Raw genomic sequence first — 13,068 nt, 5'->3', positions numbered from 1 at the left:
GAGGCCCTGCCCATGTCCCGTGCTCGCTGTGAGCGTTGCCTGCGTCCCGAGAATCATTGCTTGTGCGCACTGATTCCCGCCCTCGACAGTCGCACCCGCGTGCTGATCCTGCAGCACCCCAGCGAGGTCAATCACGCCTTGAACACGGCGCGCCTTGCGGTGCTGGGCTTGAACAATGCCGAGTTGGTCGTGGGCGAGGTGTTCGACGATCTTGAGACGCTGCTCGACGTGCCGGGTTATCAGGCCAGGCTGTTATTTCCGGGGGAGGGCGCGACGACCCTCATCGCGCAAGCGGACGAGGCGGAACCCGTGTTGCTGGTGATTCCCGACGGCACCTGGCGCAAGGCCCGCAAACTGCTGCACCTCAATCCACTCTTGGCTGCTTTGCCGCGAGTGACGCTGGACAATCCACCGCCCTCGCGTTACCGGTTGCGCAAGGCACCGGGCGCTGAGGCGTTGTCCACCCTGGAAGCGATTACCCACGCGCTGCGCACGCTGGAACCGGATCGTTCGTTCGAGCCGCTGCTAACGCCGTTCGATGCGTTGATCGAAGGACAGATTGCGGCGATGGGGGAGCAGACGTTTCGCCGCAATCATTCCTGAGGGTCAGCCATTAAGGGAGGACGAAGGGTGCTCAGCCTGTGAAAGTCGCGCGCCCTGCATGCGTCGGATATACGCTTCCGTCTCCCGCGCGGCGTCCTCTTTGCTGAAAAAAGGGCCTTCCAGGGTGTTTTCCCGGGTGCTGAAAAAATACAGGCCGTTGACGCGAGAGACGCGGTCGCTGCGAAAGTGCACGGCGGTCTCGGGATCTTGCTCACGCTTGCTTAACATAGCCTTCTCCGCGCTGGGGAGGATGGTTGAAAAACGATTCAGGACGGCTAAACCTGTGTCCGGCTGCCCAACGATTTCTCCACAGCGTGAGACGGAAAAATCGGCTGGCCGAATGACACTTTACTCCGAACTGCAGGCGTTGGATGCAGGGCGGTGAGCTCGGTTCAATGAAATGCACGGTCACACGCCAGGAACAGGTTTGCTGTGGACTGCGGTTGGACGAATGCAGTACGTCAGCGATAAAGATGTTGGCTGATACACCGCTTTCGCTGCCCTCGTAACCTCGGACGTCTCCTACAGGGACTGCGGTGTGATGGGGATTTGCGGCTTTTACACCGTCTTTGGGAAATTCTATGGTTCTCAAACCAATGGTGTCAGTCCAGAACCTTGGTTACTTGGAGTTATCAAGTAACCCGCCGAAGGCGGAACAGTTTGGACGTTAGGACAAACCCAACCCTCAGCATCACCTCAAATGGTGGAAATACACACCATATAAGCCGGCTTGCTGCGGGCCGCGTTCGGACGAATTCGGTGGGTCAGTGATGAGGATGTCGACTGATTCACCGCATTCGCTGCCCTCGTAACCTCGGACGTCTCCTACAGGTATTGCGGTGTTGTGAGGATGACTGGCTTTCACACGATGAGGGGTCAGCGTTTACCCAGCGCTTCAGCCTGATGAATCCACTGCTGCCGCTGTTCCTCGGTCGACGTGCGAACCGGGGAAAATTCCGTTAGGCGGGTGGTTTTGATCCCGCAGAACTCCAGAATCGCCTTCGTCATCTGCCGATGCGCCGGGGCTTTGAGCACCCAGCGAAAGTAGCGTGAAGGCGTGTCCAGCGTCACCAGCAACTCGGCGGTCCGGCCCTTGAGCAGCTCGTTCGACGGATGATGACGGCCGTGGGCCTTGAAGGCGAAACCGGGCATGAACACCCGGTCGAAGAATCCACTGAGCAGGCTGGGGAGCCCGCCCCACCAGACCGGATAAACGAACACCAGATGCTGGGCCCAATGAATCTCTCGCTGAGCCTCCAGCAGATCATGCTCCAGCGTCTGACTTGATTCATAGCCGCCACGCAGCACCGGGTCAAAATCCAGTTCTTCCAGCTTCAGCACGCGCACCACATGACCCTGACTCCGCGCGCCTTGGGCATAAGCCTCACCCAGCGCGTGACCCAGGCTGATGGTCTTCGGCGTACCGATGACCATCAGGATGCGTTTGCCATACCCTTCCAGTGGGGTGGCGCCGCTGATCGGCTCAGCCATTGCTACCGGCCTCGAGCATCTTCTCCGGACGGACCCAGGCGTCGAACTCGGCGTCCGTGAGGAAGCCCAGTTGCAGCGCAGCTTCGCGCAGGGTCAGCCCTTCGCTGTAGGCTTTCTTGGCGATTTGCGCGGATTTGTCGTAACCGATATGTGGGTTCAGCGCCGTGACCAACATCAGGCCGCGCTCCAGGTGCTCAGCCATCTTCCCGGCGTCAGGCTCCATGCCCGCGATGCAGTGTTCGTTGAAGTTGCGGCAGCCGTCGCCCAGCAACCGGATCGATTGCAACAGGTTGTGAATGATCACCGGTTTGAACACGTTCAGTTGCAGGTGACCCTGACTGGCCGCGAAGGTAATCGTGGTGTCATTGCCCATGACCTGGCACGCCAGCATCGACAGTGCTTCGCACTGCGTCGGGTTGACCTTGCCAGGCATGATCGAGCTGCCAGGTTCGTTGGCGGGCAATTTGACTTCTGCCAGACCGGCACGCGGGCCCGAACCCAGCAGGCGCAGGTCGTTGGCAATTTTCATCAACGTCACGGCCAGGGTTTTCAGTGCGCCGGACAGTGCGGTCAACGGCTCGTGACCTGCCAGCGCGGCGAATTTGTTGGGTGCTGTGACAAACGGCAACCCCGACAAAGCCGCCAGTTCAGCGGCCACCGCTTCGGCAAAACCATGCGGAGAATTGAGGCCGGTGCCGACGGCGGTGCCGCCCTGAGCCAGTTCGCAGACAGCGGGGAGGGCCGCACGAATGCTCTTTTCGGCATAGTCGAGCTGTGCCACGTAGGCCGACAGCTCCTGACCGAAGGTGATCGGGGTCGCGTCCATCATGTGCGTACGGCCGGTTTTCACCAGGGTCATGTAGCGCGACGACTGTTCGGCGATCCCCGAGGAGAGCTCGGCGATGGCGGGCAGCAACTGCTCTTTTACCGCTTGCGCCGCCGCGATGTGCATGGCGGTCGGGAAGCAATCGTTGGAGCTCTGAGAGCGGTTGACGTGATCGTTCGGATGGACCGGCGACTTGCCGCCGCGACCGTTGCCAGCCAGCTCGTTGGCCCGTCCGGCGATGACCTCGTTGACGTTCATGTTGCTCTGCGTACCACTGCCGGTCTGCCAGACCACGAGCGGGAACTGGTCGTCGAGCTTGCCACCAAGCACCTCATCGGCGGACTGTTCGATCAGGCGGGCAATGTCGGCAGGCAGGTCGCCATTGCGGTCGTTGACGCGGGCCGCCGCTTTCTTGATCAGCGCCAGGGCGTGAAGCACCGGCAACGGCATGCGTTCCTGGCCGATGGCGAAGTTGATCAGGGATCGTTGAGTTTGTGCCCCCCAGTAAGCGTCTTCGGGGACTTCGATCGGACCTATGCTGTCGGTTTCGGTACGGCTCACTGGACTCACTCCTTAAGATCGTTAGCGCAGTTTAGTACCCGCGGAGCGGGTTCGGTTCCCGGTACGGGCTGCGCGGTAAGAACATGAGCCTCTAGTGTGCGACAAAACGCAAGATCTGGTCGCGTGAAACCTTCATGGCAAGCCCGTGCCATGTGGCGGCTATTTAACCGCTCGTAGCACCGGGGGTTGAGCGCAAGGCGAAAAGGGGCGCAGAATGCTCGGCCTTGGGGTTCAGCCTCGCCTGCTAGATAAGGAAACTCGATGACCCGTCTTCGCGCCATCTGTGCTGCGGTCGCTCTGGCATGCGCCAGCGGCCAGGTTCTCGCCGCCACCGCCAGCCATGAAGCCAGCGCTGTAGCGTTCCTCAAACTGGCCCATGCCGATCAGTTGGGTGCGCCGATTTACATGCAAGCGCAGCAAATGTTCGCCCAGCGTTTCGCCGAAACCAAAGCCCCTGATTCCAAGAAAGCGGTGCTGGAAAGCTATCAGGCCAAGGCCAATGCTGCGTTGGACAAAGCCATTGGCTGGGACAAACTGCAGCCTGACATGGTCAAGCTGTACACCGATAACTTCACCGAATCCGAGCTGAAAGACCTGGTTGCCTTCTATCAGTCGCCGCTGGGCAAGAAAGTCCAGGCCAAGATGCCACAGATCAGCCAGCAATCGTTCCAGATGACCCAGGAAAAACTGCAGCCTGCAGTGCCTGTGGTGACCGGTCTGCTGGAGTCCATGACCAAAGAGCTGGTACCTGCTGGCGCCAAAGGCACCGCACCGGCTGCCCCTGCCAAGAAGCCATAAGCGAAATCACGACATGAGCATGCAACAGCGAATCGAATCCGCGTTGGCGGTCTTTCAGCCCGAGTACCTTCAGGTGCTCAACGAAAGCCACATGCACAGTCGTGGCTCGGACACTCACTATAAAGCGGTGGTGGTCAGCGAGCAGTTCGCTGGCCTCAACGCCGTCAAGCGTCACCAGAAGGTCTACGGCCTGCTGGGCGGTTTGATGGGTGAGTTCCATGCGCTGGCGCTGCACACCTACACCCCGGAAGAATGGTCGAAGCTCGGCGCTGCGCCGGCTTCGCCGACCTGCGCCGGTGGACATGACTGAGCGGGGTACGTAACCCGGTTTCGGCCCGTCTTCGTGGATGAATGCGTTTCCCTGTGGGAGCGAATTCATTCGCGAGACAGTGTTCCAGTCCATGCATCCGCGTCGCCTGCTCTGTTTTTCGCGAATGAATTCGCTCCCACAGGCAAGCTGCACGCCTGAGGCACTTCTGTTGACCTGCATCATTCTCCGCTGATCCACCTCTCTGTCTGCTTCCCTCCGATTTTTGCTAGAATCCGCGCCGCGTTGCCGGGTCGGCACGCTTTCACCTGAATTTTCATCCGGTAGGCCCTTTGCGAGGGTCACCACCTGGAGACGCAACATGACCCAAACCGCACCCATCGTCGTCGCGGCGCTGTACAAATTCGTCACCCTTTCGGACTACGTCGAGCTGCGCGAGCCGTTGCTCAAGGCGATGGTCGACAACGGCATCAAAGGCACGCTGCTGATTGCCGAAGAGGGCATCAATGGCACCGTTTCCGGCAGCCGCGAAGGCATCGACGGGCTGATGGCCTGGCTGAAGAACGATCCGCGCATGGACGACATCGATCACAAAGAGTCGTATTGCGACGAGCAGCCGTTCTATCGCACCAAAGTCAAACTCAAGAAAGAAATCGTCACCCTGGGCGTCGAAGGCGTAGACCCGAACAAAGCGGTCGGCACCTACGTCGAGCCGCAGGACTGGAACGACCTGATCGCCGATCCGGAAGTGCTGCTGATCGACACCCGTAACGATTACGAAGTGTCCATCGGGACGTTCGAGGGCGCCATTGACCCGAAAACCACCACGTTCCGTGAGTTCCCCGAATACATCAAAGCCAACTTCGATCCGGCCAGGCACAAGAAAGTCGCAATGTTCTGCACCGGCGGGATCCGCTGTGAAAAAGCCTCGAGCTACATGCTTGGCGAAGGCTTCGAAGAGGTGTATCACCTCAAGGGCGGCATCCTGAAATACCTGGAAGAAGTGCCGCAGGAAGAAAGCCGGTGGCGGGGCGACTGCTTCGTGTTCGACAACCGCGTGACCGTACGTCATGACCTGACCGAAGGCGACTACGATCAATGTCATGCCTGCCGCACGCCGATCAGTGCTGAAGACCGGGCCAGTGAACACTACTCGCCCGGTGTCAGTTGCCCCCATTGCTGGGATACGCTGAGCGAGAAAACCCGCCGCAGCGCCATCGACCGGCAAAAGCAGATCGAACTGGCGAAGGCGCGTAACCAGCCGCACCCGATCGGCCGTAATTATCGTCTGCTGGATGGCAACGAAGCACAGACCCACGAAAAACAGACCAACGAGGCCTGACCCATGCACGCCCGCCTGCTCTACGTGATGGACCCGATGTGTTCGTGGTGCTGGGGGTTTGCACCCTTGGCGGACGCATTGGTCGAACAGGCGAAGGCGGCGGGCCTGCCGTTGCATCTGGTGGTGGGCGGCTTGCGCACCGGCAGCGGGGCGGCACTTGAACCGAACACCCGTCGTTACATCCTTGAGCACTGGCAGGCGGTGCACGACACCACCGGCCAGGCGTTTCAGTTCGAGGGCGCGTTGCCCGATGGCTTCGTTTATGACACCGAACCCGCGTGCCGTGCCATCGTCGCGGCGCGCAGTCTGGCGCCAGACGTCGCCTGGAAACTGGTCAAGGAGATTCAGCACGCGTTTTACCTTGAGGGGCGTGATGTCACCAAGGCGTCGGTGCTGGCGGAGTTGGCGGAAAAAGCCGGTTTGCCACGCATCGAGTTCGCCGATGCCTTCGACAGCGCGGAACAGCATGCCGCCACGGCATCCGATTTCTCTTGGGTGCAGGACCTCGGCATCGCCGGTTTCCCCACCTTGCTGGCCGAACGTAACGGCCAATTGGCTCTGCTGACCAACGGTTACCAATCGCTGGAAGAACTGGCGCCCATGCTCAGCCGTTGGCTGGAGCGCGCAGCCAGTGCGTGATTCCCACGAGATAGAAAGCTCCGCTCACACCGCAGATGCTGTCCAGACGGATCGCCTGGATTGGCAGCAGATTCGTCGTCTTGCCCTCCGGCACAAAAAAGCGCTATGGATCGCTAACGGAGTCGCCGTACTGGCGGTGCTCTGCTCGGTGCCGATTCCTTTGCTCCTGCCGTTACTGGTGGACGAGGTGTTGCTGGGGAAGGGCGACACCGCGCTGATTTTCATGAACCAGTTCCTGCCCGCCAGCCTCCACAAGCCCGTGGGCTACATTGGCTTGATGCTGGTCACGACGCTATGTCTGCGGCTCGGTGCGTTGCTGTTCAACGTGATTCAGGCGCGCCTGTTCGCCGGGCTGGCCAAAGACATCGTTTATCGCATCCGCATCCGACTGATCGAACGACTCAAGCGTATCTCGCTGGGCGAGTACGAAAGTCTGGGCAGCGGGACCGTCACCGCCCATCTGGTCACCGATCTGGATACGGTGGACAAGTTCGTCGGCGAAACCCTCAGCAAATTCCTCGTCGCCATGCTGACATTGACCGGCACCGCGGCGATTCTGGTCTGGATGCACTGGCAGCTGGCGCTGTTGATCCTGCTCTTCAACCCCTTGGTGATTTACGCCACGGTCAAGCTGGGCAAGCGCGTCAAACACCTCAAAAAGCTGGAGAACGACAGCACCTCGCGTTTTACCCAGGCGCTGACCGAAACCCTGGACGCCATTCAGGAAATCCGTGCCGGCAACCGGCAGGGTTATTTCCTCGGCCGTCTGGACTTGCGGGCCAGAGAAGTGCGCGATTTTGCCGTCGCCTCGCAGTGGAAGAGCGATGCGTCGGGCCGTGCCAGTGGCCTGTTGTTCCAGTTCGGCATCGATATCTTTCGCGCAGCGGCAATGCTCACCGTGCTGTTTTCCGACCTGTCCATTGGACACATGCTCGCTGTCTTCAGCTACCTGTGGTTCATGATCGGTCCCGTTGAGCAATTGCTGAATCTGCAATACGCGTTCTATGCGGCGGGCGGCGCGCTGACGCGCATTAACGAACTGCTGGCGCGCGCCGACGAGCCTCAGTACGAAGGGAAGCTCAATCCCTTCGTGGGGCGTGAGACTGTCAGCATCGACGTGAGTGGCCTGTGCTTCGGCTACAACGAGGAGCTGGTCCTCGATCATCTGGACCTGTCGATCACACCCGGTGAGAAAGTGGCAATCGTTGGCGCCAGCGGCGGGGGCAAGAGCACCCTGGTGCAATTGCTGCTGGGCCTCTACAGCCCCAAGGCCGGGACCATCCGTTTCGGTGGCGCTACCCTGCAGGACATCGGGCTTGAAACCGTTAGAGAGCACGTGGCGGTCGTGTTGCAGCACCCTGCATTGTTCAACGACACCGTCAGGGCCAACCTGGCGATGGGTCGCGAGCGCAGCGATGAGGCGTGCTGGCAGGCGCTGGAAATCGCTCAGCTGGACGCGACCATTCGCGCGCTTCCGCAGGGGCTGGACAGTGTCGTCGGGCGTTCCGGGGTGCGGCTGTCCGGCGGCCAGCGTCAGCGCCTGGCGATCGCTCGCATGGTGCTCGCCGATCCCAAGGTGGTGATCCTCGACGAGGCGACCTCGGCACTGGACGCCGCGACCGAGTACAACCTGCATCAAGCGTTGAATCGCTTTCTCAGTGGCCGGACCACGCTGATCATTGCGCATCGCCTGTCGGCGGTGAAGCAAGCAGACCGGGTCCTGGTGTTCGATGGCGGCAGCATCGCCGAGGATGGCGACCATCAACAACTGATTGCTGACGGCGGGCTGTATGCACGTCTCTACGGACACCTGCAACAGCTCTGATACATCTTGTCGGTTTTTTGCATAACGAGTCCTAAATGGCGTATCGCCAGTGGAACACGTCAATTCTTAGGCTATGCTTGACCCGTGTATTTCAGGAAAGTGTGAAAAGCGTCATATTTACGTCTCTCCGGTCCAGGTTAACGCCTAAGGTCTTGTACGAGATGTGAGTATTACCCCGCTGCATCGTGGAAATTAGCCGAGTCCCTTGTCTGGTCAGGAAGGTCGCCTGAACGAAGGGAGTGAGTACTGGCAGTGCTGATGAAAGGGACACCATGAAGCAAAAGCGGATCCTGGAGAAGCCTCGTCTTCTCGGTATCGTTTGGCCATTTATCGCGGTGGTGCTGCTGCAGGCGCTGCTCGGCTGCGTCAGCCTGTACATGATGTCGGCTGTGCGCAGTTATGTTGGCGGGGAAAGCCTTTGGTCCAAGGGCCAGAAGGACGCTATCTATTATTTGAATCTCTATGCCAACAGTCGCGACGAGATCAACTACCTGAAATACCAGCAGGCCATCGCCATCCCCCAGGGCGGACACGACCTGCGAGTGGCGATGGATCAACCGGTTCCCGACATAGCACGCGCGACTGCAGGCATCCTGCAGGGTGGTAACCATCCTGACGATGCGCAGGGCATCATCTGGCTCTATCTCAATTTCCGGCATTTCAGCTATCTGGAGAAGGCCATCGATCGTTGGAAGATCGGTGACAACTACCTCGTTCAACTCGATGAAGTCGCCCGCGAAATGCACGGCCGCATTCTCGAAGGCACCGCCACCAACGGCGACGTGCTGGCCTGGCGGCAGCGGATCAACGCGATCAACGAGGGCGTGACGCCCGCGGCCATGGCCTTCAGCAACGCGCTGGGCGAGGGGTCGCGCGTCATTTTGCGAATCCTGCTGGCGGTGAACCTCGCCACGGCGGTGCTGCTGATTATCCTGGCGCTGCTGCGCACCCACAAACTGCTTGAGCAGCGCCATGCCTTTGCCACGGCGTTGCAGATGGAGAAGGAGCGGGCGCAAATCACGCTGGAGTCTATTGGCGACGGCGTGATCACCACCGATGTCGATGGCGCCATCGCGTACATGAACCCGGCGGCCGAGCAGATGACGCACTGGAAAACCGACCAGGCGGTCGGACTTCCCCTGGCGGCGCTGTTCAACCTGCTCGATGAGAACGACCAGAAAGACAGCTCCACCCTGATCGAGCACATTCTCGGCGGCAAGTTGGGCGGTGGCAGTGAAAACTCAAAACTGATTCAGCGGCTTGACGGCAGTACGGTGTCGGTGGCGCTGGTCGGCTCGCCCATTCGCACCGAAGGCAAGGTCAGCGGCGCCGTCCTGGTGCTGCACGACATGACCCAGGAGCGGCAGTACATCGCCAATCTGTCGTGGCAGGCAACCCACGATGCCCTGACGGGCTTGGCCAACCGTCGCGAATTTGAATACCGACTGGAATTGGCGCTGAATGGACTGACTCACCTGCCGGGACGCCACGCGGTAATGTTCCTGGACCTGGATCAGTTCAAGCTGGTCAACGACACCAGCGGCCACGCGGCGGGCGATGAGCTGCTCAGGCACATCTGTGCATTGCTGCAACAGGGCATTCGGGAGGGAGACACACTGGCGCGTCTGGGCGGCGACGAGTTCGGCATTCTGCTCGAGCATTGTTCACCGGAGGCTGCCGAGAAGATCGCCGAAGGCCTGCGTCAGACGGTCGAGAGCCTGCATTTTGTCTGGAAGGGGCGACCGTTCATGACGACCGTCAGCGTCGGCCTGGTTCATGTGTCTGACGCGCCTACCACCCTGGAAGCTTCGCTGCGTGCGGCTGACATGGCGTGCTACATGGCGAAGGAAAAAGGTCGCAACCGGGTACAGGTCTATCACGACGACGACTCGGAATTGTCCACCCGTTTCGGCGAAATGGCCTGGATTCAACGCCTGCACATGGCGCTGGAAGACAATCGCTTCTGCCTGTACTCACAGGAGATCGCGGCGTTGAGTCGCGACGCGGCCCACAGCAACGGCCACGTAGAGATCCTGCTGCGGCTGCGCGACGAGTCAGGGCGCATGATCCTGCCGGACAGCTTCATCCCGGCCGCCGAGCGCTACGGGATGATGACCACGCTGGATCGTTGGGTGGTGCAAAACGTCTTCAAGATCATTGCCGATTGCCTGATGGACAACCACCGAACCGGGCCCATGGCCACCTGCGCAATCAATCTGTCCGGCACCAGCATCGGTGACGACGCTTTTCTCGAATATTTGCGACAGCAGTTCCAAATCTACGCAATACCTCCTGAACTTATCTGTTTCGAAATCACCGAAACCAGTGCGATCGCCAATTTGGGCAGTGCTATTCGGTTCATTAACGAACTCAAAAGTCTGGGATGCCGTTTTTCACTGGATGACTTCTGTGCAGGCATGTCGTCATTCGCATACTTGAAGCACTTGCCTGTGGATTATTTGAAGATTGATGGCAGCTTCGTAAAAGACATGCTCGACGATCCGGTCAACCGGGCGATGGTGGAAGTGATCAACCATATCGGGCACGTAATGGGCAAACAGACGATCGCTGAGTTCGTTGAAAGCCCACAGATAGAGCAGGCGTTATTGGAAATCGGTGTGGACTACGCTCAGGGGTACGTTATCGAGCGACCGCAATTATTCACCTGTGAATGTCTGCACGCACGGCCCGCGAGGCAGACCCCAATGTTGTTCAGCGCACCCGGGACTTTTCGCTGAATAACCTCGATGCAACACAACATAAGGAGCTACACAGTGATCGATATGTTCATAAGAACCGGTCCGCTGATGGATGCCAGCAGTTACCCCGCTTGGGCGCAGCAGTTGATCAAGGATTGCAGCGAAGCCAAGGCACGCGTGGTAGGGCATGAACTTTATCAACGTATGAGAGATGGGCGGCTCAGTTCGAGAACCATGCGCCAGTACCTGATTGGTGGATGGCCTGTTGTTGAACAGTTTGCGGTCTACATGGCGCATAACCTGACCAAAACCCGTTTTGCCCGTCATCCGGGCGAAGACATGGCGCGTCGCTGGCTGATGCGCAATATTCGGGTGGAGCTCAATCATGCCGATTACTGGGTGAACTGGAGCGCGGCCCACGGGGTCACGCTGGAGGACCTGCAAGCGCAACGCGTTCCGTCAGAGTTGCACGCACTCAATCACTGGTGCTGGCACAGCTGTTCATCGGAGCCGTTGGTTGTCGCGATCGCAGCCACTAACTACGCCATTGAAGGCGCGACCGGCGAATGGTCTGCTGTCGTATGTTCGCAAGAGACATACGCAGATATGTTCCCGCCGGATCTGCGAAAGCGCGCCATGAAGTGGTTGAAGATGCATGCGCAGTACGACGACTCCCACCCTTGGGAAGCCCTGGAGATCATCTGCACGCTGGCCGGTAACAATCCCAGCGAGCAGTTGCAGGCGGACCTGAGAATGGCAGTGTGCAAGAGTTACGAGTACATGTACCTGTTTCTGGAACGGTGCATGGTCCTGGAGCAGCCGCAGGAGGCAAACGCGCCGATGCGCGAGCGCCGGTTTGCGGTTCGCGCCTGAGCCGCTCTTAACCTGCCATTTCCAGCCGGTTACGGCCCTGACGTTTGGCGGCATACAGGGCGGTGTCGGCGCGGCGCAACAAGCTGTCGGGGGATTCCCCCGGCAGCAGCGTCGAGCAGCCCAGGCTGACCGTCAGTTCCACCGGCCTTCCATTGACCGGATACGTGAGTTGCAGTGCGGCGTTGCGCAGGCGTTCGCCTACCAGCGCAGCTGACTCACGACCGGTATTGGTCAGCACGATCAAAAACTCCTCCCCGCCAAACCTGAACACCTGATCGATGTTGCGCAGACGATCCTTGATCGCGTCCACAACGCCCCTCAGCACAACATCGCCCGTGGCATGCCCGTGGGTATCGTTGATCCCTTTGAAATGGTCGATATCCAGCATCAGCACCGACAGAGGCTGCTGTTGGCGTCGGGCAATTTCAGCTTCCCGCGTCAGCGACTGTTCCATGGCAATGCGATTGCCCGCGCCGGTCAATGGATCACGCAGGGCGCTCAGGTTCGCGTTGCGGTACAGCAGAGCGTTACGCAGCGGGTAGAGCAGGGTCGCGAGCAGGGCTTCCAGCTGCGTCAGTTCTTGCTCGGCGAAGCGTCTGTCTCGTTGAAACGCCAGTTCCCCCATCTGTTCGCCGTCATGGGTGATGCAGTAGCTGGCGTTATGCCGCGAACGCTCCCCAAATTCCAGACGCAAGTCTGTTCCCACGTGCTTGTAGTTCAGCGCCTTAAGAGGAATGAACTGCTGCACGCTCTGAAAGAACATCGCCAGAATCTTGTCCGCTTCCAGGCTGGTTTGCAGTTGCAATTCAAGCCTGCGCTGCAGCTGTTCATAGTCCAGTGGTTGATGCGCGAACCCGTGCGCAGGCGCGAAGCCAAAGCGTTGAAGCCTCGCGCTGTCAAAATCAATGGCGTTGGTACTTGTCGGAAAACTCATGTTTTCGCTCCTGCGCCTCTCATCGGGCCTGATGTCGGTAGAGCGAAACTCGTGCCAATTCGTTCTCCGGAGTAGATCGTCAAATAAATCAAAGGGTTAGCACATGCGCTCGCGAAAACCCGGGGTGTCCGCGCCTTTGGATTGACTAACGTACCGGTTTACACGCGAATGGACTACAAAGAGGCGACGGAAAACCGCCGAGTGGATAA

The 13,068-nt window shown here is 59.5% G+C and carries 12 protein-coding genes; 8 read left to right on the top strand and 4 right to left on the bottom strand.

The window, feature by feature from the left end:
* Positions 1-12: 12 nt before the first annotated feature.
* Positions 13-603 (top strand): tRNA-uridine aminocarboxypropyltransferase, encoded by a 591-nt coding sequence (locus ABDX87_RS06400; RefSeq protein WP_346832117.1) that lies wholly within the window; start codon positions 13-15, stop codon positions 601-603.
* 3 nt (positions 604-606) lie between these two features.
* On the opposite strand, the gene ABDX87_RS06395 is transcribed toward ABDX87_RS06400, so the two are convergent.
* From ABDX87_RS06395 to ABDX87_RS06385, 3 genes are all read right to left on the bottom strand, one after another.
* Complete coding sequence (locus ABDX87_RS06395; RefSeq protein WP_346832116.1) at positions 607-831, bottom strand: DUF6316 family protein; 225 nt, start codon at positions 829-831, stop codon at positions 607-609.
* Between the two features lie 648 nt (positions 832-1,479).
* Positions 1,480-2,094, bottom strand: a complete 615-nt coding sequence (locus ABDX87_RS06390) for an NAD(P)H-dependent oxidoreductase (protein ID WP_346832115.1) — start codon at positions 2,092-2,094, stop codon at positions 1,480-1,482.
* Positions 2,087-3,481: a class II fumarate hydratase gene (locus ABDX87_RS06385; RefSeq protein WP_346832114.1), complete on the bottom strand. Its 1,395-nt coding sequence runs from the start codon at positions 3,479-3,481 to the stop codon at positions 2,087-2,089. The genes ABDX87_RS06390 and ABDX87_RS06385 overlap by 8 nt, the downstream gene beginning before the upstream one ends.
* A 261-nt stretch (positions 3,482-3,742) precedes the next feature.
* On the opposite strand from ABDX87_RS06385, the gene ABDX87_RS06380 reads away from it, so the two are divergent.
* The 7 genes from ABDX87_RS06380 to ABDX87_RS06350 all read left to right on the top strand — a co-directional run bounded on the left by ABDX87_RS06380 (position 3,743) and on the right by ABDX87_RS06350 (position 11,925).
* The gene (locus tag ABDX87_RS06380) at positions 3,743-4,279 is read left to right on the top strand and encodes a DUF2059 domain-containing protein (RefSeq protein ID WP_346832113.1); all 537 of its coding nucleotides are present in this window, start codon (positions 3,743-3,745) and stop codon (positions 4,277-4,279) included.
* A gap of 13 nt (positions 4,280-4,292) precedes the next feature.
* Positions 4,293-4,589, top strand: a complete 297-nt coding sequence (locus ABDX87_RS06375) for a BolA family protein (protein WP_062380118.1) — start codon at positions 4,293-4,295, stop codon at positions 4,587-4,589.
* Positions 4,590-4,908: 319 nt separating this feature from the next.
* Positions 4,909-5,889, top strand: a complete 981-nt coding sequence (locus ABDX87_RS06370) for a rhodanese-related sulfurtransferase (protein ID WP_346832112.1) — start codon at positions 4,909-4,911, stop codon at positions 5,887-5,889.
* A gap of 36 nt (positions 5,890-5,925) precedes the next feature.
* Entirely contained in the window at positions 5,926-6,528 is a 603-nt protein-coding gene (locus tag ABDX87_RS06365) for a DsbA family protein (protein ID WP_346833714.1), read from the top strand.
* A 10-nt stretch (positions 6,529-6,538) separates the two neighbouring features.
* Positions 6,539-8,353 carry an ABC transporter ATP-binding protein gene (locus ABDX87_RS06360; RefSeq protein ID WP_346833713.1) on the top strand — a complete coding sequence of 605 codons (1,815 nt, stop codon included), beginning with the start codon at positions 6,539-6,541 and terminating at the stop codon, positions 8,351-8,353.
* Positions 8,354-8,625: 272 nt separating this feature from the next.
* A complete protein-coding gene (locus ABDX87_RS06355; protein WP_346832111.1) occupies positions 8,626-11,091 on the top strand; it encodes an EAL domain-containing protein in 2,466 nt (821 codons plus the stop codon).
* Positions 11,092-11,127: 36 nt separating this feature from the next.
* Complete coding sequence (locus ABDX87_RS06350; protein ID WP_346832110.1) at positions 11,128-11,925, top strand: TenA family transcriptional regulator; 798 nt, start codon at positions 11,128-11,130, stop codon at positions 11,923-11,925.
* Positions 11,926-11,932: 7 nt separating this feature from the next.
* Here ABDX87_RS06350 and ABDX87_RS06345 read toward each other — a convergent pair whose 3' ends face one another.
* Positions 11,933-12,859: a GGDEF domain-containing protein gene (locus tag ABDX87_RS06345; RefSeq protein WP_346832109.1), complete on the bottom strand. Its 927-nt coding sequence runs from the start codon at positions 12,857-12,859 to the stop codon at positions 11,933-11,935.
* Positions 12,860-13,068 lie beyond the last annotated feature (209 nt).

Origin of the sequence: Pseudomonas abietaniphila (assembly GCF_039697315.1) — a bacterium.
Lineage (GTDB): Bacteria > Pseudomonadota > Gammaproteobacteria > Pseudomonadales > Pseudomonadaceae > Aquipseudomonas > Aquipseudomonas abietaniphila_B.
Note: the sequence above shows the minus strand (reverse complement) of the source record. Positions and strands in the feature narration are given on the sequence as shown.